This window comes from Bdellovibrio sp. HCB-110 (genome assembly GCF_047323225.1).
Taxonomy (GTDB): Bacteria; Bdellovibrionota; Bdellovibrionia; order Bdellovibrionales; family Bdellovibrionaceae; genus Bdellovibrio.
This window is the reverse complement of the sequence record NZ_CP178750.1, coordinates 3,922,721-3,947,552: the sequence shown is the minus strand read 5'-3', so window position 1 is coordinate 3,947,552 and position 24,832 is coordinate 3,922,721. Positions and strand designations below refer to the sequence as shown.

Annotated in this window: 21 protein-coding genes; 12 read left to right on the top strand and 9 right to left on the bottom strand. The window is 44.3% G+C overall.

Going from position 1 to position 24,832, the window contains the following annotated elements:
* Positions 1 to 4: 4 nt before the first annotated feature.
* The 6 genes from ACL934_RS18860 to ACL934_RS18835 form a co-directional block, all read right to left on the bottom strand.
* Positions 5 to 1,216 (bottom strand): hypothetical protein, encoded by a 1,212-nt coding sequence (locus ACL934_RS18860; protein ID WP_413612791.1) that lies wholly within the window; start codon positions 1,214 to 1,216, stop codon positions 5 to 7.
* 121 nt (positions 1,217 to 1,337) lie between these two features.
* Positions 1,338 to 1,937, bottom strand: coding sequence for a hypothetical protein (locus ACL934_RS18855; protein WP_413612790.1), 600 nt, complete (start codon positions 1,935 to 1,937; stop codon positions 1,338 to 1,340).
* A 9-nt stretch (positions 1,938 to 1,946) separates the two neighbouring features.
* Positions 1,947 to 3,074 carry a hypothetical protein gene (locus tag ACL934_RS18850; RefSeq protein ID WP_413612789.1) on the bottom strand — a complete coding sequence of 376 codons (1,128 nt, stop codon included), beginning with the start codon at positions 3,072 to 3,074 and terminating at the stop codon, positions 1,947 to 1,949.
* On the bottom strand, positions 3,065 to 4,117 hold the full coding sequence (locus tag ACL934_RS18845) for a Rieske 2Fe-2S domain-containing protein (protein WP_413612788.1): 1,053 nt from the start codon (positions 4,115 to 4,117) through the stop codon (positions 3,065 to 3,067). Before ACL934_RS18845 ends, ACL934_RS18850 begins: the two co-directional genes overlap by 10 nt.
* Positions 4,114 to 5,670: a GH3 auxin-responsive promoter family protein gene (locus ACL934_RS18840; protein ID WP_413612787.1), complete on the bottom strand. Its 1,557-nt coding sequence runs from the start codon at positions 5,668 to 5,670 to the stop codon at positions 4,114 to 4,116. Before ACL934_RS18840 ends, ACL934_RS18845 begins: the two co-directional genes overlap by 4 nt.
* On the bottom strand, positions 5,667 to 8,465 hold the full coding sequence (locus tag ACL934_RS18835) for an FG-GAP-like repeat-containing protein (RefSeq protein WP_413612786.1): 2,799 nt from the start codon (positions 8,463 to 8,465) through the stop codon (positions 5,667 to 5,669). Before ACL934_RS18835 ends, ACL934_RS18840 begins: the two co-directional genes overlap by 4 nt.
* 101 nt (positions 8,466 to 8,566) lie before the next feature.
* Here ACL934_RS18835 and ACL934_RS18830 point away from each other — a divergent pair, with 101 nt between their 5' ends.
* Complete coding sequence (locus ACL934_RS18830) at positions 8,567 to 9,319, top strand: hypothetical protein (RefSeq protein WP_413612785.1); 753 nt, start codon at positions 8,567 to 8,569, stop codon at positions 9,317 to 9,319.
* 112 nt (positions 9,320 to 9,431) lie between these two features.
* A complete protein-coding gene (locus tag ACL934_RS18825) occupies positions 9,432 to 9,962 on the top strand; it encodes a YceI family protein (protein WP_413612784.1) in 531 nt (176 codons plus the stop codon).
* An 18-nt stretch (positions 9,963 to 9,980) separates the two neighbouring features.
* Here ACL934_RS18825 and ACL934_RS18820 read toward each other — a convergent pair whose 3' ends face one another.
* Positions 9,981 to 10,985, bottom strand: coding sequence for a fatty acid desaturase family protein (locus ACL934_RS18820; protein WP_413612783.1), 1,005 nt, complete (start codon positions 10,983 to 10,985; stop codon positions 9,981 to 9,983).
* 15 nt (positions 10,986 to 11,000) lie between these two features.
* On the opposite strand from ACL934_RS18820, the gene ACL934_RS18815 reads away from it, so the two are divergent.
* The 3 genes from ACL934_RS18815 (at position 11,001) to ACL934_RS18805 (ending at position 16,582) form a co-directional block, all read left to right on the top strand.
* Positions 11,001 to 11,708 carry a phosphatase PAP2 family protein gene (locus tag ACL934_RS18815; RefSeq protein WP_413612782.1) on the top strand — a complete coding sequence of 236 codons (708 nt, stop codon included), beginning with the start codon at positions 11,001 to 11,003 and terminating at the stop codon, positions 11,706 to 11,708.
* Positions 11,709 to 13,868: 2,160 nt separating this feature from the next.
* Positions 13,869 to 15,359: a hypothetical protein gene (locus ACL934_RS18810; protein ID WP_374076133.1), complete on the top strand. Its 1,491-nt coding sequence runs from the start codon at positions 13,869 to 13,871 to the stop codon at positions 15,357 to 15,359.
* Positions 15,359 to 16,582: a spinster family MFS transporter gene (locus tag ACL934_RS18805; RefSeq protein ID WP_413612781.1), complete on the top strand. Its 1,224-nt coding sequence runs from the start codon at positions 15,359 to 15,361 to the stop codon at positions 16,580 to 16,582. Before ACL934_RS18810 ends, ACL934_RS18805 begins: the two co-directional genes overlap by 1 nt.
* Here the strand turns inward: ACL934_RS18805 and ACL934_RS18800 are convergent.
* Positions 16,520 to 17,629, bottom strand: coding sequence for a hypothetical protein (locus ACL934_RS18800; protein ID WP_374076129.1), 1,110 nt, complete (start codon positions 17,627 to 17,629; stop codon positions 16,520 to 16,522). The genes ACL934_RS18805 and ACL934_RS18800 overlap by 63 nt on opposite strands.
* A 29-nt stretch (positions 17,630 to 17,658) precedes the next feature.
* On the opposite strand from ACL934_RS18800, the gene ACL934_RS18795 reads away from it, so the two are divergent.
* From ACL934_RS18795 to ACL934_RS18775, 5 genes are all read left to right on the top strand, one after another.
* Positions 17,659 to 18,543 (top strand): acyl-CoA desaturase, encoded by an 885-nt coding sequence (locus ACL934_RS18795; RefSeq protein ID WP_413612780.1) that lies wholly within the window; start codon positions 17,659 to 17,661, stop codon positions 18,541 to 18,543.
* A gap of 12 nt (positions 18,544 to 18,555) precedes the next feature.
* Positions 18,556 to 19,407 (top strand): acyl-CoA desaturase, encoded by an 852-nt coding sequence (locus ACL934_RS18790; RefSeq protein ID WP_413612779.1) that lies wholly within the window; start codon positions 18,556 to 18,558, stop codon positions 19,405 to 19,407.
* Positions 19,404 to 20,225, top strand: coding sequence for a fatty acid desaturase family protein (locus ACL934_RS18785; protein ID WP_413612778.1), 822 nt, complete (start codon positions 19,404 to 19,406; stop codon positions 20,223 to 20,225). The genes ACL934_RS18790 and ACL934_RS18785 overlap by 4 nt, the downstream gene beginning before the upstream one ends.
* 166 nt (positions 20,226 to 20,391) lie before the next feature.
* Positions 20,392 to 21,123, top strand: coding sequence for a L,D-transpeptidase (locus tag ACL934_RS18780; RefSeq protein ID WP_413612777.1), 732 nt, complete (start codon positions 20,392 to 20,394; stop codon positions 21,121 to 21,123).
* 92 nt (positions 21,124 to 21,215) lie between these two features.
* Positions 21,216 to 21,854, top strand: a complete 639-nt coding sequence (locus tag ACL934_RS18775) for a hypothetical protein (RefSeq protein ID WP_374076120.1) — start codon at positions 21,216 to 21,218, stop codon at positions 21,852 to 21,854.
* A 61-nt stretch (positions 21,855 to 21,915) separates the two neighbouring features.
* On the opposite strand, the gene ACL934_RS18770 is transcribed toward ACL934_RS18775, so the two are convergent.
* Positions 21,916 to 22,488 (bottom strand): hypothetical protein, encoded by a 573-nt coding sequence (locus tag ACL934_RS18770; RefSeq protein WP_413612776.1) that lies wholly within the window; start codon positions 22,486 to 22,488, stop codon positions 21,916 to 21,918.
* Positions 22,489 to 22,541: 53 nt separating this feature from the next.
* Between ACL934_RS18770 and ACL934_RS18765 the strand changes: the two genes are divergently transcribed.
* A complete protein-coding gene (locus ACL934_RS18765; RefSeq protein WP_413612775.1) occupies positions 22,542 to 23,165 on the top strand; it encodes a histidine phosphatase family protein in 624 nt (207 codons plus the stop codon).
* Between the two features lie 103 nt (positions 23,166 to 23,268).
* Entirely contained in the window at positions 23,269 to 24,786 is a 1,518-nt protein-coding gene (locus ACL934_RS18760) for a methyl-accepting chemotaxis protein (RefSeq protein ID WP_413612774.1), read from the top strand.
* Positions 24,787 to 24,832: the final 46 nt, after the last annotated feature.

Genomic DNA, 24,832 nt, shown 5'->3' with positions numbered 1-24,832 from the left:
TGTTTTAAAGACATCTTTCAAGTTGAATCGAGCTGCCTGACTGCTGGGTGTAATAATCCCCAGGCACAGGACAGCCCATAGCTTTATGAGCTGCGCAGTTACTTCGAGGGACAACCTGACAATGAATTTCAGGTGAATAAGCCGTCCAAGCCTTTAAGAAAAGTTTTGGGTTGATAACCACACTTTTGTTAGTAGCGTATTTCACGCAGGGGAAAAGTGCTGTGTTGGCGCCGCTGTTGTTGCAGTCACCCAGAGCCTTCGAGTCGACGTTTGTCGCTGCGGAAGTTGAGTAAGCAGCACCCCACGCTCCTGTGGCGGAAACATAGATGGCACCTTTTGCACTTGTCGAACTATCAAGAAAATTCAAATAGGCGTTGATGTAGTTTGAGAAATCCAATTCACGCATCGCGGGGATATTTAATCCGATCACCTTGCGACTGTAATCAATTGCCGGCGAAAGATTCATTTCTTGTCCCTTGAAAACGGGCGTTGCATTAACAGCGTAGAGAGTGCAAGGAGACATCGCTGCGATCAATTCACAACGTTCAAGAGCCAGTCTTTTTGCCTCAACATCGGAACTCAGAGGGTAGTTGGCTTGATTGCTTATCCAATAATAGGCACCATCGACGCTGACAGCGAGGGCTTTGGGAGATGAAGCATTTAGATAACTCGTCAAAATGTAATTGCGATCTGCTGGAGGAACAAAAGGGATCGCATTGGCAGAAAGAGACGACGGAACTGGAATTTCAAAAGTAAAAGCGGAGTTGAGATCACTTTGGTTTACCGCGAAAACATTTCCTTTTGCTAGAAGCGCGCAAGGAGATCCACCAGACAGAGCGAAGCATCCTTCAAGAGCCGTTATTTCTGCGGCGGTTTGTGTGGCTCCGGCTAAAACACTGACATAACCAAGTCCACTCCCTGCGATGGCAACAGCTTTGGAGTGGGGACTCTTGAGGTAATCAGTTTTTTGCAAAAGCACTTGGATCATTTGCGACTGAGATGGAACTTGATTGAGATTAAAGGGATCGCCGGCTTTAAACTGTCCACTCACAGGGTCATTGCTGGAGCTGTCGGCGTTTCCTTCTCCCACGATCAGGGTCGAAGAGCCGAAAGCTTGATCTGCATTGATTGAGGAAAAACCACCACTGCAATTTTGATAAAAGAGTGCGACGAAGATACTACCAAGCAACACGCCAAAGGCGTTTTTGACTTTCATGTTCCGCTCCCCCGTACTCTTTATTGTGAAGAAGAACGCCGACAACCGTCAATTCGACAGGGGCGCAGTCTCAAAATTGAACGCTCCTGTAAGCGGACCAGTTGGTTGCTCTCTAAGAGAGCTACATATAAGCAACTGCGACGAATGATTGGATAAGAGCGTGCCCCACTCCGAAGGTTAAACCGACTTTTGTGATCCAGTTGATGAATCTCCATTTTGGTTCGTCGGCGGCGTAATAGATTCGGCAATCTTCGTGACCACGAACGTCCAAGAAGAGAGCCGCAAAGCTTGTTTCAAAGCACAACATGATGATCGTGATTCCGCAGTAAATGAAAGCCATCCAGTTTACCAAGGTATCAGGCCACATTTTCGCGGTGCCGATCATGCCTGCGAAAAGTAAAAGCCCATGAATCACGTCGTGAGTAATGCCGTAACGAGGAGTCCAATTAAACAGCTTATAGATCATTACCAGTTCCAGTGGACCGCGAATCCACCATATCAAGGCATGCAATCCGATCAGGATTTTTAAGGAAATATGCAAATCAGGAAATGTGAGATAAACCAAAGGAACTAAGAACCAAGAAAAGATCGCGTGATAAAGCCAAAATGCTTTCGGCCAACTGATAGGACCACCGACGAAGGCGCCTTTATTTTGTTTGTAGTAAAACCACACCGAACAAGCTGCTTGCACGACCAACAAAATTGGAAACAAAAAAGCCATTTGTGCCCCTTACACTAAAGCCATTTCAAAACCATAGTCCTTTTTCATGGAAGGAGCGGCGTCTTCACTTCCCATCACTTCATGAATAGCCATGGCTACTTCATTGGAGATGAAAGGTGCTGCCGCTTCTTTTAAGGACGCTTCTTTAAAGTCACAGAAACTTAAGAAATGATAACCTTTTTTCTCACGAACTTTCCACGCTTCTTTTAGTAGTTCTTTAAAGATTTTCATTTTTTCTGTTTGGGCCAAGTTTTGCTCAAACATCAAGTGAGTCACATAAAGAACTTTCAGCTCGCCAGCGAATTGAAATTTTCCGAAAGAGAGAAATCGAAGCAAGGTAAAGACCGAGCGGAGGTGAAAAGGCACCCGAGTCAAAAGAATGCGTTTGCATTCGCGGGGAGACCAAAGTGCGCAAGAGGCGAGGATGCGGCCGTTCTCGCGAATGACCAGAAAATCTTTCTTATTCAGATCCGGCCACGCATGGAGACGCGCGGGAATCTCTTTTTCATAAAGGTATCCAGCCGTCGTGGCATTTTCATTTTTCTTATAGAAATTAAGAAGAGAATCCAGATCCGGATCTGGGGTAATTTCGCAAGATTTTGATGGGTTCCCTAATGACGGTTTCTTCATCATCAAGGTGACCATGGAATAGGGACTTACGCGATGATAAGCAAAGCCCGATTTTTTATTGCGAGCCAGGCTGCGCTGTGAAAGTTCGTTGTCGTCAATAAGACAGGTGTAAAAGAGCTTCACGTCTTTCAGTTGATCAATTTCATTCTTACGGGCGAAAAACTCGCCATAGATCTTTCTCCATAAAACGGCACCTTTGCGATCAAAGCCCATGCGCAAATCGCCGAGATAGCAAACTTTTTCAATCTTGCCGTTCACATACCCTTGGCGAAAGAGCATGGTAGCGACACCCTGAATTTCATTCGTCAAACCACGATAGATAAGGACTAAGACATCAGGGGAGTGAATCTTGAGAAAAGCGAAAAAATCAGGAGCCCGATCATAAACTATATTCAGCCCGCGCCCTTGAATCTGCGTTTGACTAAAAAAATTCAGAATATCCTGATTGTCTTTCTCGGTGGCGACAGTGACGCCAGGATGAGACTTTAAAAACTCGCTTATATCCAAAATTGTTTCTCACTTTTTTTGGAGAAGGTGAAAGTTTCAGGCTTGTCTTCAATCCCGTAGCGGCGGATTTTCTCAATCGCCAAATGCAGTTCGTCGGCTTCGCTTGAACGAAATGGAGCATCAGGGAAGAGCTTAATATTGTCGCCTTGATTTTTCATAATATCGACGTCTTGTTCGATCACTTGACGCGTATAAAACTGCATCAACGGCTTTAACATGAAAGCATAATTCAAAGTTTTAAAAGCGATGTAGGTATACACGCGGCTTTTCATTGTCGAAACCGGAGTGCACTGGGAATTAATAATAAAAGCCGAAGAACTCCCAAACGTGTAATCCACACGAGTGATATTAGGAAAGATAAAGCGATCCGTATGGACCATCGTTTCATTCAACGGATTGATCAAAAAACGTGTAAAGCCAATTGAATCTTGAGGTTGATGATACGTCACATTGACCTGTCCGTTTTCCACATCCACCGTCATCGGCACATGAGTCATCTGACGATCGCGGAACCAACCTGAGTGTACAAACACCGTGTGAGGGACATCCATAAAGTTTTCCACAAGATTCGTCACTTCATTTTCGAAGTCTGTAATCATGTAGTAGTGACACCACTTGCTTTGACCATAGTTCGGAAAGCGCCAAGGCGGTAGTTCTGTTTTAGGAGAACCTTCTCCCATCCATACCCAAATAACCCCGTCTTGTTCAATAGCGGGATAAGCACGTTGTTGATGGCGACCTTTGCATTCACCTTTTCCTTCTGAAGGAATCTCCGTGACGTTTCCTTCGGAATTATATCTCCATCCATGATAAGGGCATCGCAAGTGTCCATCGTCACAATAACCCAAAGAAAGTTGGGCTCCACGATGAACGCAGCGATCTAATAGAACAGCGGGTTTCCCTTGGGTATCTCTAAAGAGAGCAAGCGGAGTATCATAGATCACTCTTTTAAGAGCGGCCTTGTCAGTCAGTTCGTTGGAAAGACAAGCGATGTACCAGTTGTTGATTAAAGCTTTGTCTCGTTCGCGAAGACTTGCCATCATAAAAAGTTCTCCTGAAGCTCTTTGCCCGAAATAAGACGCAAAGACTCCGTTTTGATATTCCCCAATACCATACCGCGATTTAAGTGGAGCTGTAAGTATTTCTCATGGGCTTTTTTATTTACAATCACTTGAGCAGGGCTGAGCTGTTGCAATTCCCGAGCGAGCTTATAGTGGAAGGACTGCATAAGAAGATCTTCGAGTTTCGCCGAAAGCTCTTCGAGGCTGGTATTTCCCTGAGCACTCAAAACGGCGCAATAATATTGCGTGTTTTCACTTTTAACTGCAAACAGGTAGGATTCTTGGTGTTGGCTTGTTTTTCCAAGATCTACGAGAATTTCTTGCGCACGAAGGCTCGAGAGTTTTTCCCCCACCATATCCACACCATCAGCGCGTCCTAGAAAATTCAAACAAGGAGTTTTCTTATTAAACCCTGTGACCTCAAGGATATCTTGCAGTTTGTAACGTAGTAGTCCACCTGTCGTGGTAATGATAGGAGAAACTTTTTGCCCGATTCGTAATTCCCAAGACGGAAGGATGTGCCCGGATTCTAAGTCCTCAAATTCATAAAAATGACTTTGCGAAGCGAGAGTGTAGTGACCTTGAAATGGGATTGTGACGACACCCTCAGTGGCCCACAAACCTTTGCCAATAACTTTCAAAGTAGGAAAACGAGTTTCGATATCTTTGGCAAAGACGGCACTGGTGGAAGTAGTCCAACAGCTCAAAGCTTTCATGCGCGGCCATAGGATGTGAGGATCAGCACTTTCCAGAAGTTCTTCCCCGCGTTCTGGATTGTGGGGGCATTCCACTTGGGTGAGTTCGTTTTCGTATAAAACCCAACGGCCTTCGATCAAAGAAAGTGCCAGAGCCTCTTGATGAGTTTCTAAAATTTTAAGCAGGGTCAGCCAATAGGTCGGACTCCATACAGAGGCAAAGCTCAGATCTTTTCGATCAATTAAAAATGCCAGAGTTGCAAAGAGGGAGCTTTCACTGCTTCCTGCTAAATCCACGGGCTCCATGACGGCCATGGTTTGTTTTAAAAGCAGCCGCTTCCAGACAGGAAAGAGTTCCGTATCATTCAACCGCACACCCTCATCACGAAGATCCTGAGGCAACCATGACAGAGACCAGTAGTGCGGACCCTTTAAAACTTCTGGATATGAAGAATAGAAATCATAAAGCCAAGGTCCTAAAGCCGAATCAAAATCTTTTAAAAGTTCCTGAGTATAAGGAATCCATTTAAGTGTCTCCGTAGAACCACTTGTCGGTTGAAAGCGAACCACTTCAGGGATGGTTTGCTCTGGAGAGGTTCTTTCTGAATTAAAAAGATCTTTGTAATCGTGATAGGACGTGACCGGGAATTTTTCACGAAACTCTTTATAGTCAGAAATATCAGAACGCTCTTTTAAAAGAGGCTGAAGGTAGGACAACGTCGTTTGCAGTTTGCGACGTTGCAGACCTTCTAAATCAGAAAGCCCCGCAACGAAACGTCGGTGCGAGGATTTTTGATAGACCTGAATGGCTTTGTGAGCCGCCTGAGATAAAAAACTCATGGAGTCGTTGCGGAGCTCATTTGAATAAGATGATATTTATCAATCCCTACCGTGCGAGTTTCTTTTTTCAAACCACACCAAGTAATTTCAATTTCCACAGGCTCTGCATGCTCACCTAAGCCGAACAACAAACGCTCTTCACTTTGCGAAGAAAATCCCGTCGCCAATTGAACTTCTTTGATTTGCACAGTGTCTTGACCTTTGATTTTATAATGCATTTTCACTTGTGATCCCACAGCGCGCGTATTGCAGCTTTTTCCGTCTCCACGCAATTGCAGCCCCACCCAGTGCGGAGTGCTTGCACCCTCTTTCAGAACATTTCGAACCAACGTCGCTGGATTGTACATGTGCGTGATGATCACATCACGACGTCCGTCATTATCGAAATCCGCTGAAGCCACACCACGACTGTTGGTTTCCTCTGTCAGTCCTACAAGATCCGCGACATCGACAAATTTATTTCCTAACGAAGTGCCTTGGTTAATGTAGACACGGTTCTTTTCTTTTCCGTAAATGCAGCGACCACGAATATCGCCCCATTTATTTGCCAGACGATGGTAGCTAGGGGCACTGCGCGCCACTTTTTCATTCACGTACCAATAGTCAGGGCAGCTCTCGAATTTTTTATCAGGAGTATCGTCAACCATGCCATTGGCTTGAATGATATCCACCCAACCATCGTTATCGAAATCTTCAAGACTTGCGCCCCAACCAAAACGGTCTTCATTGAGCGCACCCCATTGTGTTGCCATATCTTGAATAACAATTTTTCCGTCTTTGTCTTTAGAGAACAGCCATAACAAAGAGCCTTCCGCTTGCAAAGCGTGATGAACGTTTGAAACATAAACATCCAGAAAACCATCGTTATTAACGTCAGCGATACTGGAATTCATGCCCTTGTAAGTGTCTTTTCCGATACTGCCGAACATTGTGCCTTTGTGATTGTAAAGTTTCTTGCCCTCTTGGTTGAAGTACAAATCATCAGGACCGAAATCGTTGGCGATATAAAGATCTGTCCAACCATCCTGATTCAAATCCGCAGTTCCAACAGCCAAAGACCAACGGGTTTCTGGCATTCCTAATTCTTTAGAATCTAATTTCGTGAAGTGGCCTTTGTTATCTTGAACAAAAATGACATTTTCCCCGCCGTTATTCGCTAAGTGCCAACTTGCGTGCATAAAGTCGAACATTCTCTCATCACCTTCGTATTCACTTTGCGGCAGATGGAAAAGATGCAAGGGAGTCGGTTTATCGTAGTTAGGTAAGTTGTCGGGCCATACATTCCCGATATAAAGATCTAGCAAGCCATCACGATTGAAATCAAAAAAGTTCGCCGTGATAGAATTGTTGTAATCCTCTAAGCCCACATCGGCTGTGATATCAAGGAACTCCGCTTTCCCGGTTTCGGTCAGCATATTTTTTAGCAAGCGCGAAGAGCCAAACGCGACGGAAATAAAAAGATCCAAGTCGTTGTCATTGTCGTAATCGACAAAAAGAGCATTCGTGGGAAGCCCATTTTCTTCAGGGCGTGAAAAGCGCTCTGTTATTTTTGGAAGAGCAATGCGTGTGAAGTGGAATCCACCTTCATTGCGAAAAAGAGCGGCTCTTTCGCCATCTTTTTTGAGCATGTTAGTGAGGAAGATGTCGACTTTTCCGTCGTTGTCAAAATCCCCTGTGGCAGCACTGTCACCGACACTGAAGACCCATTTTACGATGTGCTGAATGCGAGGGTCGACACGTTCAAAGATGTCGCCGAACTCCGCGTGCAAACCACTTTGTGTCGCCGGAATAGTTTCAAACTTCCAATTCAAAACTTTAGCAAGGTGCGCTGGGCTTGAGGCAATGCTGTAAGTTCCAAAAACCAACAGACCCGCAATCAACGATCCGGAAAGTTTACGAAGGTATTTAGTTTCATTGACACGTTTCTTAAATCCTTCAAACCCACCGCCATCGCGGTAGGCCTTATAATGGAACCAAAGAAAGCGAATGCTCGCGACAGTAAATCCTGCAAAGAAGAATGTGTAGTAGCTTTGGAAGATATGATAGATCAAATCTAAAAGCGCAATCGAAGCTCCGACGATGATTTGATCTTTCTTAGTTTTTGGAGACGTCATCGGGTCGGTGATCATGAAAAACGTAAAAAGAATAAATGAAGGCGAAGTCAGCGTTCCCAAGAAAAGCGTTTCGAAGGGAAGATGGTGCCGCATGATCATCGCGCGTAAAGCCGTTTGCGCTGTGAAAGTGAGAAGAAACGAAAGCACCAACCAATGACGATTGATTTTCGGAAGTAAAAAGAAAACGCCTAAGAAAGTCATAAAGACCCAAAGATTTTCAATTCCCGTCCACTGATACGCCGGGGCTGCTGTGATAAACGTGTTTGAGAATAACAAACACAGAACGACACCCGTGAGCGCGGGATTAAAGAAGTGTCTGCCGTTTAAGCTCAGAAAATATTTTGAACCAATAGTGAAAAAAACCGGAACGGCCAAAATCCAATAGCTATGCGAATAATTTAGAAGAAGACTGAGCGAGAAACTGGAAATCAAAGCGCTCAACGGAAAAATCCATTTGCGCTGAACCCAATAGCAAAGAAGCAATTCCAAAAGACATGCCATGATGGACGTGACGATCATTTGCAGAGGAGAACGATTAAATCCAAGGACTGTAAATCCAAGAACATTGTAGGAACCCAGAATGATGGCGATGATCCATCGCGGATCGGCTTTCGCATAGATCTTCTCTAAAGAAGCAGGAAGGGTGAACATATTGAAAACCAAAGCTTTTTCTGAACTCATAAACGTTTCCCTCACGTCAAAATTCGATAAATTAGCTTCCCATAGCGAAGTGTGGCTTTACAAGGGAATTACGGGGTGTTTATATCCAAGTCAGGTATTTTATGAATTTGAATTATACGTTGCTTCCAGTATCACAAATTAACACTGAACTTCGTCGTCGTATGTTCGATCTCTTCGGAAAATATTATTTTGACGTGGAGTTTGAGCGTTTTAATTCCGATCTCTCGGAAAAAACCAGTGTCATTATGCTCTGGGACCAGAGTAAATCTCCTGAGCCATTTTTATTTGGTTTTAGCACGGTATTAATTCGTGAACTTCCTGTGGGCGGAAGAGTTATTTATTCCGGGGACACTGTTGTGGACAGTGATTACTGGGGCTCTCGCACTCTGCAATCTGCATTCACGCGCATTTTGTTTTTAACTCGTTTGCGTCATCCATTTTCGCCATTGTATTGGATGCTAATTAGTAAGGGTTTTAAAACCTATATGCTGATGCGACGAAATTTCCCGCGTTCGTATCCTTCTTTAGCGGGAGCAATCCCGAATGATTTAGCACCGGTAAAGCATGCTTTCTATAAAGGAAAATTCGCAGAGAATTATCGAACAGAGACGTCCTTGATCGATTTTGGAAAGTCGATGGGAAGAGTGAAAGATCAAATGGCTGTCCCTACCGATCGTGATATGAGTAATCCGGATGTGCGATTTTTCTTAGAAAAAAATCCTCGCTACCACGAAGGTGTGGAGCTGGCCTGCATTGCGGATATCCGTTGGTCTGATATTGCTCACATTATTTTTAAATACACCGTCCCATTTTACGCCAGAGTCCGTAGTCGCTTCCTCCAGTCAAATACCTAGGTTTTGTGGGGATACAAAAATGCAACAATGTTTTGCATTACTGTATCCTTCTGCAACAATGAAATTCATGCGATTCTAGGTTCATCGATAACACTTCCTTTAGGAGGAACTTATGTCTACGACCTGGCAAATTGATACAGCACACTCAAGCGCGAACTTTTCTATTAAACACATGATGATCGCAAAAGTTCACGGCGGTTTTGAGAAGCTTTCCGGCACGCTTCAATACGATGCTTCTGATGTCACAAAATCATACATTGAAGCGAGCATTGATGCTGCTAGCATTAATACCCGTGAAGCACAAAGAGATGGGCACTTAAAGAGTGCTGACTTCTTTGATGTGGAAAAGTATCCAACAATAAATTTTAAATCTAAAAAAGTTGAAAGAGACGGGGATGATTTAAAAGTGACAGGTGATCTAACCATTCACGGAGTCACAAAAGAAGTCGTATTGGATGTTGAAGGTCCGTCAGCAGAAATGAAAGATCCTTATGGAAACATCAAGATTGGTATTTCAGCGACGACGAAAATCAAACGCAAAGATTTTGGTTTGTCCTGGAATGCGGCTCTGGAAGCAGGTGGCGTTCTTGTTGGGGACGACGTCGCAATTTCTTTGGACGTTCAGTTCGCGAAAAAAGTTTAGTCTTAATCGGCTCAAGAATTAATTTTCTTGAGCCGTTTTTCTTTCAAGCATCGTTCCGTCGAAAATCACGGCTTCAAATGATTTATCCAATGTCGGTGAAGGTTCTGTCGCCAAACGGGGACCTGATAGAAACTCCCACAATTTAGATGTAAAACTTGGCATCGGATCATTTTTATCAAGCTTCTTGGGAAGATGAATCCATGGGAGATTCGGATAGCGGTGGTGAACCAAATGCAGATGGTAATTCAAAAAGACTTTTTGCATGATTGGATTCACCTTGAGATTCCAAGCGCCTTCACGAATATCGCGCTTGGCTCCGACATGATCGGCATACTGCAAAGAGCCCCAATTGATGCTAAACGCCCAGTAACAAGCAAGCCAAGTGCCCCAAGATAAACCGAGAAAATAAATGATCGCGGCTTGAAAAAGAATCGTGAAAATAATCTCAGCACGAACCACACCTGTTTTGACCATGGCCTTATCAAGGCCGCCGAGCATATGATCCGCACTCAACGCCTGCATCAATTTTGAATCCTTGAATTCAGAACTCAAAACTAATTTCGGATTCACTAAAAAGAACAAGCAAGAAATAAACGGCGAAGACCAATAAATCCCGAATACAGTTCCATAGATCACAAATCTTTTCATCGCGATGTTGTCGCCCGGATAGTAAAGGTCAAACATCTCGGCATCCGTGCGATTACGACGGTGATGTCCCAAGTGATAAAGCTGTTGCATAGTAAATGATGTTGGGAAAAGAGCAGCGACCACACGGCCGAGGTTGTTATTGATTCGGCGATTCTTATGAAGAATTCCGTGAGTTGCTTCATGCAATAACGAGAACGCCGTATTGTTTGCAAAAGAAAACGCGATCGCGCCTAAAACGAACAGCCACCACGTGGTTTGTTGTTGTGTCCAATAAAGAATTCCAAGGCACACGGCGACGGTGACAACCGTAATGACGATATTAAGCGTTCCAGGGATAGGAAAATCTTTACGGTTGATTTGCACGATTTCTTTCATGAATAATATTTAAGCATGACACATCCAAAAGAAAAACCATTTCCTCTGTTTTCACTACCTGACAAAAAAAGACTGTGGGTCTTCCTCACCTGGGGCACTGCGGCTTTATTGGGCTTTCCCTTGGTCTATGGGCTCACGAACTATATCGCAGCTCAAAGTGCGAATCATTACTCTTGGTATTTTGTATGGGAAACCCAAGCTCCATTTATTCAAGAGTTCGTGTGGCTTTATTTAAGCCTCAACATTGTCATCTTTTTGCCTCTCTTTATGTGCGATGCAGATCGACTTAAAAGATACTGTCAAACAAACCTGGTCACTCTTTTTGGAGCGGCGGCGATTTTCATTCTGTTCCCGACGCAATTGGGTTTTGAACGCATTATTCCTCTAGAGTCGCCATTTCGTGAAATCTTCCAGAATATTCACACGCTCGATAAGCCGCACAACCTTGTGCCGTCACTTCATGTGACTTTTTCAGCATTGGCATTTTTTGCAGTTTTAGAAACTCACAGAAATAAAAAGTGGCTTTTCGCTGTCGTTTCAATCTGGATGTTAGGAATTGCCGCGTCCGTCGTGTTCACTCGCCAACATCACATTGCCGATATTGTTGGAGGTTTCTTGCTTGCAGCCCTGGGAATCCGCTTCTTTTACCTCCGTGAAGTAGTTGAGAATCCACAGATCGCCAATCAGCATCAGCAAGGCGCCGAACTCCATGAGTCCACTTAGGATGCGTGCAGTTCTAAAGTAAGACAGAAGCAAAACAAGACTGATCAACGCAATTGTCGTCACAATCATAAGGCCCACGGGGAGAAGTTCTGTGTGGCCTTTTTTCCATCGACCTTTTCTATCAAAAAGCAGGAATTGAATGGCGTTATCGCCTGAAAGACCAATCATTAAATCCAAAGCAAGACATGTGACTACGTTGATCTTGATTTGAAAGACGCTGACGAAAATCATCAACATCAGTGGCGCCCACACGGACGAAAGAATCAGAGGCCAAAAGACGCGGCCACTGACGGCAATAGAAAGCAAAGCCAATAAAAGAGACACCGTTGCCAACGACAGAATAAAACTCGAATACAAAGTCTTTAGCATGGAAAGCGCATAATCTTTAAAGGCCACGATCTCGCCACTCAAATAGCAGCGGCCCGCACAGACTTTATCAGCGTATTGGGTGAGCGCATCCAGCGATTGCATGTCGTATTCTTTGATAAAAAGAATCGCGCGACTTTTCCCGTTCTGTTGAAAATCTTTAAGGCTGGTTGTTTCCTTGATTTCAGATTCAATCATGCGCTTTAACGCTGAGTCGGCGTCTTGAGGCATCATATCTTCCGTCATCTTAAGGGGGTTTTTATAAGACGCCACCAGAGGATGTTTTGCAACTTCTTCAATGAGCTTAGAATCTTCGGTCGTGAGGTTTTCGTGATTGAAAATCAGACTGACGTCACCTTCAAAGCTTCTTTGCGTTTTTACGTAATCCCTGAATTGCAACAGCGGATGGGACGAAGGAAACATGTCAAAAGGCGTGTAGTTGATATTGACCTTATCATACGTAAAAAAGATCAAAGCCAATGGCAAAGTAAGAACGATCACCATTTTGCGTGAAGGACTAAAACTTCCAATGGAGCGAAACCAATTTGGTAAAAAAATCTTTCCTCGCCAAGCTAGTTCATCCAATTTAGGAAATACTTTGCACGCTGATGGCAAAAGTAGATAAACCAAAGCCCACTCCACCATGGCGCCAACACCTGTCCAAAAACCTAAATTCTGAACGCTCATATTGTCAGAGGTTGCAAGGGAGCCCAAGCCAATTGCCGTTGTCAAACTTGTGAAAAAACTGGGAAGGCTCATGCGGCGTAAGGCTGTTCGCAGTCGGACTTTTTGTGTGCGGGAAAAGAAGAAGGAAAAAAAGAAGTCTTCGACAATCGCAATAGTCATAATGACGAAAATGCTCGACGACAGAGGATCTGCGACGTTTCCTCTGAGTGTCATGCCTGTTTGCAGTACGCTCGTCGTAAAAACAATCAGACTGACTAAAATGATTCCGCTTAGCCAAGTGCCTAAAAAGAACTTACAACAAAGAGCAATCAGAAGGGCCGTGAGAATATTGAGCTTGCTCGCCCACAGAATTCCTTGCTTTGTGCTTTCTTGAAAAAACAGCGAGCCTCCAAAAAGACTTGAGGGCTCCAATGTTTTTAGATGGGAAATCCATTTTTCGACATGGGCAAAATCTGTTTTTCCCCACTTTGTCGGTTCTTCCAGTTCACGAAACGTGAAGTTGAAAAGCAGATCTTTTCCCGGCTGGATGCTCAGTGAATCGGTCAATGGATGCTTTACTAATTGTGAAAGGTCGGCCTCCGAAAATTGACAGTTGTCAGCAAGCTCGCGCGGATAAATCAAAGTTTCGTCGTCTCTATTATAGAGAGGTTTACGTAATTCAAAGAGCGAAGAAATTTTCTCTAGGTGATCTTCTTCCACAGACCATTTGAAATGACGTGATTGTAGTTTGCAAAAATCTGAATGACTCCACGAGGACGGAACGATCCAAGAGAGTTTGTCCTCAGAACCAAAGGTCTCTTTCATTTCTAAGTAGAGCTTTGTGCTATCAAGCCTTTGGTCTAGCCAGTCCTCAGCGCGAATACCAACTTGAAGACGAGTGGCAGAGACAAGACAGGTGGCAAAAAGCACCACGGCGAGAATGAATATTTTTCGTGGATGACGCAGAAGAGCTCTCTGGCATTGCAGCAGCCAAAAGTGAAAGAGCCGAAGAGATTTCCTACAGATAGACGTCATCTACTAATAATCCCTGAACCTTCTCATTTTCTCAATCGACAAATACTTTCTAACTCGCTTATCCTAATTTGGTAAACAAACTTGGAGGAATAAATGAGAACGTTGTCTGTTGCAGTTTTGGCGGCAGCTTTGTCGGCAGGGATCGCCGTTCAAGCCGCAGCTCCTAAGGGTCAAGATCTGAGCTACTTCAAAAAATTAAGCGCGGCGGCTCCGACAGCGCCGGTTGTTGCAACTCCCGATGTGGCGGTTCCAACGCTGAAACAAATCATTGAAAAATCTGAAAGCCGTCGTTCACCAGCGCAAGCCGGTGGTTTGACTGAAGCGCAAATGAGCCCCGAGCTTCGCAATATTCGTGATACTTTCTTCAAAATTAAAACATCTGATGAAATGGCTCAGATGCTTTCAGATCTTGATGCAAAATATGAAACGCTTCCGACGGACGCGAAATTTTTTGCGGCACAAATCATTCCTGCTCAGTCTTTGAGAGGTTTTGTTTACCGTGCCAGATCTGTCTTTGAAAAACGCTCTCGCGGTGTTCACTCTGCTGTATTGACGGTAGCCAAAGACACGGCGACGAATTTCCGTATTTATCTTCCTCAAGACAATATGGCTGTGGTGGAAGAATTCTTCATGTCTCCTTATTATGTGAACGGAAAGCTTGTTTCTGTTTTCAATGATGAAGCAGACATTCAAGGCTGGCTTGCAGGTCCTCTTCGTGAGCAGATCTTGAAGGCGGACGAGCGTATGGGCAAATTGAATCTTTCTGAGCCTGTGGTTTGGGATCAACGCTTCAGTTTCGGTCCGGACTCTTTCAAAGACGGCGTGAACCGTTTCCGTTTGATCGGCGAACTTGAAAAATCCATGGTTCGTTCTGCGATGATGACTTCGGTTGCAAGCTTGTCTTTCCTAAGAGCTTACAATATCAGAGGATCTATTGATCTTTCTCGTGATCTGGGAAAACTATACGGTATTGATGGTTTCTTGAGCCAAGTTGACGGTGTTTCTGCAAGAAAAATCACAAACACAATCAACAAGTACCCGCAAATCGGAACTCTTCTTCCGGATGGGGAAGCTTGGATGAAATCTTCATTGCACGCGTCTCGCTGGGCGGTGGCTCACGCTTGGTCGGCATGGCAAGGAAGCTCTGATTCTCGTAAAAACGAAAATCTCTACGCAGTTGATTCTGGTTACTGGAGAGTGAACAGACAAGACGTAGAGCAGAACCTTGAGCTTCTTTACCGTGTTGTGGCTTCTGATTCTTCAGAAAAAATGAGAAGTGCTGTGACTGGTGAAGTGATTGAAATCCGTTATGCAGATTTCTTCAATAAGCCACCAAAAGATCTTAAAGTGTTCTTGCCAACAGGTTTTGATACTCGCAGCAAAGTGACTCGCAATGCGGTTGTAGATGCAAAAGGTGACACAAAACCTTTGACGTACAGAAACTATGCTGAAGGCAGCCCTGAAAACTGGAACGTCGCTGCCTACACGACCTATTTCCCAAGCATTAAAAAGAACGATGACGTATTTAAATCTGTCAGAGTGCTTTCTCACTCTGGTGGCAGCTGGTTAAACATCACAAGATAATGACTTTTAGATTTGTTCTTATTCTTACGGTCCTGAATTTATTTAATTACGTGGACCGTTTTTTGATGTCCGCCTCACTTAGCAAAGTGAAGGCGGATTTTTCTTTAAGCGACTTTCAAGGAGGAATTCTTTTTTCTTCCTTCGTCATTCCTTACGTTGTCTTTTCCCTGATTCTTGCTTATCGCGCTGATCGCACCAACCGCATTCATATTCTTAAGCTGGGAACTTTGTTATGGAGTTCGGCTGCGGTTCTAACGGCATTCTGCCAAAACTATTATCAGCTTCTTGCATGCCGCTCTCTTTTAGGAGTCGGGGAGGCCGCTTTTGCCGCTGTGGCTCCGGCTGTTGTTCATCATCTCTGCCCTGTGAATTCCCGAGGGCGTTTGATGGCACTTTTCACTTCGGCTTTGCCGTTGGGAATGGCGTTGGGATTTGTCGGTGGTGGTTTTCTGACGGATGGATATGGATGGAGATCCGCTTATCTAGTGATGGGCGCTCCGGCTCTTTTGATGAGTCTGGTATTTTTCTTTACCACGGCTTCAGAAGATCGCATTCCAGTTCAAAAGATCAGTATCAAAGATGAATTCAAATCTCTGCTTTCCAACTCGCAGTACATGCTCTTGGCACTTGGCTATGCGGCTTACACTTATGTCGCTGGCGGAGTGACACACTGGATGCCAACCTATATTGAAAAACAACATCAGGTCAGCCTTAGCATGGCCAATATGATTTTTGGTGGAGCTGCAATTGGTTTTGGTCTTCTTGGTACCTGGGTTGGCGGAATTATCGCGGACCGTTGGAAAAAAGAAAAAGGTGGTTCTTATCTGGAAGTAAGCGCGATTTCTTTAGCAATCGCCTTTGTGCCGTTCGTGATGGCGTTTTATTCAACGTCTATTCCTGAACTGGTGATTTGGATTTCTTTAACTCAGTTCTTCTTTTTTATTTCAAACAGTCCCGCGACGATTGCGACACTTCATTCAGTGTCTGCGTCGCAAGCGAGCTTCGCCATGGCTTTCCAAATTTTCCTAAGTCATATCTTGGGTGATGCTTTAAGCGCGCCATTGATCGGGAAAATTTCAGATGTCAGTGGGGACTTACGAATCGGAGTTCTCACTTCAGCACCCGTGATTTTATTGGGAGCCGTGTTGTGGTACTTGCCTTTACGTAAGAGCCAAGGTCATCAAAAAGTGTCTGGAGTGCAGGGTCTTCCGGTCGGGGAGTGAGGCCCTGCTTCCTGAAGACTCCGCATTCAGAGCGGAAATCACCAGAGGATAATCTTGAGGACTGACTCCTGTAATCATCGCACTGGCAATTTTTGCCATAGCCCACTTGATGGGACAGTCTTTGCGTTTGGCGATATACACTAAAAGCAGAGGATGCTTTCTCAATTGAATGCTCGCGAAAAGCAGGAGCTTGTTGAGCCACGCGGGACAGAAAGATTTTCTTTTATTGTAGCTGCGAATGCTTTCTTGAATGTCCGGGTAACAAATAGTGAATCCGACAACTCTGCCATCGTATTCGAGCATTTTCACATGCCGAGGTTTTAGCAGGGGCTTCATTTTCTCAGAGATCTTTTTAAAAATCGTAAAATCAATCTCGTCGTTCGTGCCCGTCAAATTATAAGCTTCCATGGTGATTTTGAAGACTTCTTCAATCTCCTTATCCCAGTTTTTTAGATCTAAGGAGCGCGTGGTGATTTTTGGGTCTTTCCAAAAACCTTCCAGCTTTTGTTCAACGGCCTTAAAGAAATCGTAACCGACTTGCGGTTCAAAATTGTAAGAGTCCCAATATTCTCCCACTTGGAAACCCCATTTTTTCCACAACTCAGGATAACTATCGCGGTGCAGGGATTCTCCGAGGAAGCGAGCTTCGGCCGTCGGTTCGCGAAAACGATATCCCGCGAAAAGTGTTCCCTGAATGGGGCCGATCACATTTTTAAGCTGTGGATATTTCTGTTTATAAGCGGCGATATCCGTCCAAATACTTTGGCGCAAAGACTCTTCGTTTCCCTCGCATTCAAAATAACCTAGATAAAGTGATTCTGCGGAAGGACTCATGGAGAGCAAATAGCGTCCTGTTCCTTCGATTAGAACCGCTGTCCAGTCCATTTTGTCTGTGAAGTAGGAACCGTTTCCAAGATAAAGCTCAAGGTCAGAAAGATCTTCGGAAATAAAATCAGGATGAGAAGCGTAAAGACGATTTCTCAGTGCAACAAAATCTTTAAAAAAAGAAGCGTCCCAAGAGGTGACTGATTTTTTCTGAGCTTTCATAATAATCCTCTGTTAGGATTCTATAAGCGATGGAATTAAGTCAACTGAACAAAGATCAGATTCTCGATATAAAGCCGACGTTTGCAAAGGCTCTTCTAATACCGGCCCTTTTGTGTGTGGGACTGGGGATCTTTGTTTTGCAAAAACCTTTGGTTTGGCAGGATATTTTTGTTCTTGTGATTTTCTACCAAATTGCTTTGTTTGGGATCTCAGTTGCAAATCATCGCTATTTTTCTCACAAGGCTTTTAAGGCCACACCGTTTTTTGAGTTCATCTTATTTCTGACTTCTGGAATTGCTTTCCAAACTCCGGCTTTAACATGGGCTGCGGTTCACAGAAAGCACCACCAATACAGCGACAGAGAAGAAGATCCTCATTCTCCCTGGTTTAAAGAGGGGCGTGCTCTGAATTTCTGGGAAGGTTTCTGGCATTCGCATGTGTATTGGATTTTTGATTTAAAAATTCTTTCGCTCATTAAAAAATACACACCGGATCTTTATCAAAACACACGACTTGTAAAGTGGCAGCGCTACCATGTTTTAGTGGGCGTTATCGGTGTGATCATTCCAGGATTTATTGAAGCCGCCATGCTGGGGTCTTGGGACGGATTTATTCGCGGGGTTTTCTGGGGAGGTTTCTTTCGAGTGATGCTTCTTCATAATGCGATCTTCTTGGTAAATTCCTGGGGTTGCCACTATGGGATGGGTTATCGTGCTCATGAGACCACGGATAAAAGTACAAACAATGCATGGCTTTTCCCTTTTATCTTAGGGGAAGCTTGGCACAACAATCATCACGCTTATCAAGCCAGTGCGACTACAAGTCATCGCTGGTATGAACTAGATCCGCACTATTGGATGCTCAAAATTTTTGAAAAAATCGGTTGGGCGTCGGATTTACGGAAACATGCATAAGAGGGAACGAGTTTGAAAGAGTATTCCCTAAAGCATTGCCTACGAATTTTAACGATGCATCTTTTGGCGATTGCAGGCGTTGTCGTTTATGGCTGGTCTTGGACAGCGATAGTATTTGCATTATTGGCTTTCTATATTCGCCATTTTGCCGTGGGTGGATTTTATCATCGCTATTTCTCTCATCGCAGTTTTAAAACTTCCCGCGCTTTTCAGTTTGTGATGGCGTTCTGGGGAACGACGTCCGGTCATAAGGGACCTCTTTCGTGGGCGACCAGTCATCGCCTGCATCACAAGTATGCGGAAAAACCTGGTGACCCTCATTCGCCGAAAGTTTTGGGTTTTTGGAAGGCCTACATCGGATGGCTTCTGCAAGAAGACTCACTACCGACAGATATGACGTTGATGAAGGATTTTTCGTCATACCCCGAGATTATCTGGATCAATAAATATCATTTCTTGGGGCCCATTACGTATTTAGGTATTACCGCCCTTGTCGGATTCTGTATTGAAACATATTTCCCCTCTCTGCAGACAACTCAGATGCAGATCATTGTATGGGGATTTTTGATTTCAACGTTGATGAACGCCCATATCGCCATGATCATCAATACCTTCTGTCACATCTTCGGAACCAGACGATACGAAACTCGTGACGAGAGTTACAATATTTGGTGGCTCATGCCATTTTCTTTGGGTGAAAACTGGCACAACAATCATCATGCCTATCCTAAACTTGCAGCCTCAGGCCTCAAATGGTGGGAGCTTGATCCCATTTATTGGGGCATTCAGTTTCTGGCGAAAGTGGGGTTGGTGTGGGACGTGTATGATCGCTCTTATACGGACCGGGAGAGTTCTTCCTTATGAAGAATCTTTCTGATATTCGCAGTCTTATTTTCTTAAGCGTTGCTTGGGGCTTCCAATTGATTGTGATGTTTTCTCCTAAAGAAATTTTCAGTCCGTCTGTTTTGATCGTTCTTTTCTTGCTCAATGTGATTTTCGTTCTTCAGGCCTCGCTTATTAATCACAACCACCGTCACTGTGGGATATTCCACTCACAGATTCTAAATAGATGTGTGGACCGAATGATTTCTTCAATTCTTCTTTCACCTTCAACGCGTCTGCATGCGGTTCACATGTTTAATCATCATACTCACTATCGAAGTGGTGAAAAAGATTGGGCCAGCTATAAACTCGCTACCAAACACTCATCGGGTTTTCTACGCAGTCTAGAGTATTTAAAGAACAGCTCTCGGGAGATGTTTAAAAATCGTCCGACTCTTAATTTGCCGGAAGAACTGCGTAGAAACCAAAAAGTGGAGAGAGTATTTATTGTTGTCTACGTGGGGATTTTGCTCTTTATCAATCCTTTCATGACGCTATTTTGGTTGATACCTTCTTGTGTGTTTGGACTCTTCCTTCTATTGTTGGCGAACCTTGTAAATCACGATCGCTGCGATCTGGAGTCAGAGTTTAATCACTCTCGGAATTTTCATTCCCGCTTTGAAAACTGGTTTTTCTGCAATAACGGCTATCACACGGCTCATCACTTAAAGCCCGCGATGCACTGGTCGAAGTACCCTGATTTTCATAAAAGAGAACTCCTCGAAAAAATGGATTCCGAACTCAATGAAGGCTCTCTTCTTGTCTATTATTTGAAGAACTATCTCTGGCCTCGCAAGTAAGAGGGCGTGAACTTTTTTCCAAAAATAGAATGCTCGTCGTTATATGAGTTTTGGGTCGCGTTCTGAGTAGATTTTTCTAGATTACACAATTGTTACACAGTGCCCAAAATTTGTACGTGCCGTGAAAAGTTTCTGTTACAAACCCTCCATCTTGACAGGAGTAATCATGAGACAGCTTTTGACGGTCTTCTCTATATTGTTGTTAGCTACACTTTTTTCAGTTCAATCTTTCGCACAATCTAAAGCCGAAATTGAAAGACGTTTGATGGTGGAAGATTCTTATGAAGCTTCTTACGGTCAGCTTTTCAACGAAGCCGCTTATTTCCGTGGTGATACATTCTTGAACGAATACACAAACGTGATCGTTATTAATAAAGCGGCTAACAAACAGACTTTGCGTCTTTATACAAACCGTCAATTGATGCTTTCAACAAAAGTTTCTACAGGTCGTGAAGATGTTGAGCACATCGGTGCGGTTCGCGGTGTTTTCAATAAAATCTTCAAAGGCACGACACAATCTCACTGGAGACACACAACTCGTGGTTTTTACACAATCAAGCGTGTTGAAGGTTACAACTACCGTTCTGGTGAAAGCAAATTCCACATGCCATACGCGATGTTCTTCAATGACCGCCGTGGTCTTGCGGTTCACCAAGTTCCTCCAGATCTTTCTGGTGGTGAAGCTGCTGGCGAATACGCTCTAGGTTCAAGAGCTTCTTCTGGTTGCGTTCGCGTTCACAAAAACTACATCCAACAAATCCATACTGCGGTTCTTGCTGCGGATAAGGGTCAAATCCCGGTTTTGAGCACGAAAACAGGTCAAGCTCAGCTTGATGAGTACGGCCGTGTTCGTTACGAGCGTGGTTATAAAACCATCGTGATCGTTGAGGAATACTAGGATTTGAGGCCCGACGGGCTTCGTCTTGACCTCCCTCTGAAAGGGACATAAAAAGGCTGGGTTATTTCCCGGCCTTTTTTTTAGGAGTCTCTATGAACCTTCTTGAATTAGTGAATGTCCCTGATGAAAAACGCGATCATCAATGGGAAGTGGACTTCTTTATGGCGATCACGCAAAGCAATTTGAAGCTCTTGCACGATTCCCCACAAAAAGGTCCCGATGGTTGGCCGTATCTTTTGGCTGAAACCAATGCGGAAGCGACAGAGCCTGCAAATAAAATCATGCAGTGGTTGGCACTTAAAGGTGTGGGTCTTGTTGTGAATCCGATGAAGCAATATCCGGATTATGTTTTTACATATGGAATGCTTTGGCACTTTAAAGAGACAGGTTTGTTCTATAGAACTGCGGAAGAAGCTCCCGTTGGAACTTTGGAAATGCAAAAGGGACAAGAACTTCACGCCGGTCCTCCAGCGCCGCACTACTTGCCTCAATATGTGCGCAACGTTTTAAAACAATTCTTCTTTGATCAAAGCATTCATCGTCCGCGCATTCTTGTGATGAGCACGGACCGCAAACACTATGATCTCGCATTTTCTTTAGAGTCTTTGGGAAATCCACCGACGAAAGAACATCAGGGCATTGCGGAGGCGATCAGTTGGTTCCTGCCTCCACATTATTCAGTCGTCTTGGTTTCAGAAATTGGTCTTCCACCGTTTGTGGACTTGGCTTAAGAAATTAGAAAGGGTCGTTTTGCGAAATCTGCATTGCGACCCTCGTCATCTCAGCTATTGATTACTCAAACAGTCGCAAAACTTTTGCTTTAAAAAATCTGATTTTCGATTGAACTTCTGGAGAAGTTTCCATCAAGTTCAAAGAACGCATTAACAACATAGGCTCCGCCTTGCAGAGGCGGATAGCTTCCTCTTTGCTGTAAGGACCGCGATACGCTTTAATGGCGCATTCCGCGTTCGCAGCAGTTCCACCGCGAGTGCAAAGCTGTAAAGACTCTTCTTTGCTGAAGGGACCACGGTAGGCTGCTGTGGCACATTCCACTGGTCCCGTAGCTGAAGTGGCACGTTGGCAAAGAGAGATGGCTTCTTCTTTAGTAAAAGGACCGCGATAAGTCTCTATCGCACAAAGAGCCGGAGCCTTCGAAGTCGCGCCGCTACAAATACGCATAGATTCCTCTTTTGAGAAGGGTCCACGATAAGCTTCGTCAACACAGTCAACGGCGTCATTGGGATCCCTTGGTTGAGTTGATGAGCACATGTACTCTTTGCCATCACGAATGATAGTGAAAGAATCCGCTTGGGCAGAGCTTGCGGCCGCAATAAATATAAGCATGATTGTGAAAAGTGGTTTCATTTTGTTCCCCCTATAAATAGCCAAAACAGAGATTGCAGAAGATATGCCACAGAATGTGGTTTCAAATTGACCTGGCTTTTTGGAAAACTTCTGCGACTATAAACAATATGGATTTAGAACCAAAAATTTATAAAACCATCGTCTTTGTCCGTCACGCTCAGTACGAAAAAGATCCGGAGCGTTTGACAGCTCTAGGGCGTGCCCAAGCACATCTCGTTTCGCAAGTCGTGCGTGATCTTAAGCCGCAAAAACTTTATTCGAGCACGATGCCGCGGGCACTCGAAACAGCCGCGTTTATCGAAAAGCAATGTGCGATGACTTCGCTAAAGCGCGATTTCTTCCGCGAAGGTATCTTGCCTGGATTGGAAAAAGTCACGAAGACCGATAAGGCCTCGCGTGTAGCGATGAAAGAAAATAAAGAGAGAGCCGATCAAGCTTACGATTTTCTCTTCAAAGCTCCGAAGAGTGGGGTGTCTACTCATGTCGTCGTCGCTCACGGCAATGTTATTCGGTACTGGGTTTGTAAGGCCTTGGGAGTTGATTCAAAAAAATGGATTCAAATGGATCTTCAGCAGTGCTCCATCACCACGATTCGTGTTGATAAAAAAGGAGATGCGGTTCTTTTGGGATTTGCAGATATCGGCCACATTCCTTTTGAGCAGCGCACTTATATTTAAGATTCAACACCAGAGGATTTACGGACTTCTCCTAGCCTAAAGACCTTGTTAAGTTTATTTCACAATGCCCCGAATAGTTTTCGCAAACAATTAAGGGCAGCAAATGAAAAATCTTTCTCAAAAATTGGGTCTCTTTGGGCGCATCATTCTTCCACTTTCCATTGTGCTCTGTGCTGCGATTGTTTTTCAGACATTGTACATAAAGAGAGAAGTCGGGAAGACTCTCGTAGAGTCTTGTATTGAAATGGCGAAATCAAATATCGACCAATTCAAAATTCTTCGCGCTTACTATACAGAGAACGTTATTAAAAAAGTAAAAGCGCGACCAGATCTCAAGGTCGGGTTTGACCATGCCGGTAAAGATGATGTGATTCCGCTTCCGGCAACAATGATCCACGACTTAAGCAAACAGTTCAGCGAGAAAAATAATGGCGGAGCTTTAAAACTTTATAGCGATTTTCCATTTCCCAACAGACAAGATCGCAAACTGGATGAGTTTGCCACTCAAGCTATTGCCGAACTAAAAAAGAATCCTGATTCCACATTCGTAAAATATGTAGATGATCCGGAAAAATCGATGGTTCGTGTGGCTGTGGCCGATCGGATGTCAGAGTCATGCGTTGCTTGTCATAACAGTCATCCACTGTCTCCTTTTAAAAATTGGAAAGTGGGAGACGTTCGCGGCGTTCTAGAGGTTCAAGTCCCTGTCTCGGTACAAATGGCATCCACAGATCGGATGGTCCTTAAAACAGCAGGGCTGAATGTCGGAGTCTTTGTTTTTCTTTTAGTATTGATGGCCGTGGTGACACTCCTTTATACTGTAAGACCAAGTAAAGATATCTTGGCTCGTTTTAGAGGTTCTTCTGAAAAGACTTTTAACGGTGCCGTGAATATTTCTGATGCGTCTCAAGTGGTTTCAAACTCTTCCGTGCAGCAAGCCGCCGCAATTGAAGAAACTGTGGCTTCTATTGAAGAGTTGACGGCAATGGTGAAAAACAACACGGAAAGTGCGCATAAGGCAGAGTCGTTGTCTGAGCAAAGTACCAAGGAAGCGGAAGCGGGAGAGAAAGAAATAAAAAATCTGGTTCAATCTATGCAAAAACTTTCTGCAAGCTCCAAGAAAATTGAAGATATCATCACTGTGATTGATGACATTGCTTTTCAAACCAATCTCTTGGCGCTTAATGCGGCCGTAGAGGCTGCGCGTGCAGGGGAGCAGGGAAAAGGATTCGCCGTTGTCGCTGATGCTGTCAGAACATTGGCGCAAAGAAGTGCTTCCGCAGCCAAAGATATTTCCATTCTTATTCGCGAAAGTGTAGACAGCATTGAAAGCGGAACAACGTTAGCCCAAAGCAGTGGGGATGTTTTAAATAAAATCGTTCAATCCATTCGCCAGGTTTCGGATCTGAATCAGCAAATCTCAGTGGCCAGCCGTGAGCAGTCGGCGGGAATTCAACAGATTGCCACGGTGATGAATGATCTTGATAAAACGACCCAGCAGAATGCTTCCGCCGCCGAACAGGCCGCAGCCCTTTCCAAGAATTTGACTGATGAAACAGAGCAGATGAAGGCTCTCTTGCAGGAAATGTCCGAAGTTTTCGAAGGCAAGAAGGGCGCTTAAAAAGAAAAAGCCCACGGTTGCGCCGCGGGCTTTTTTGAATCCATAT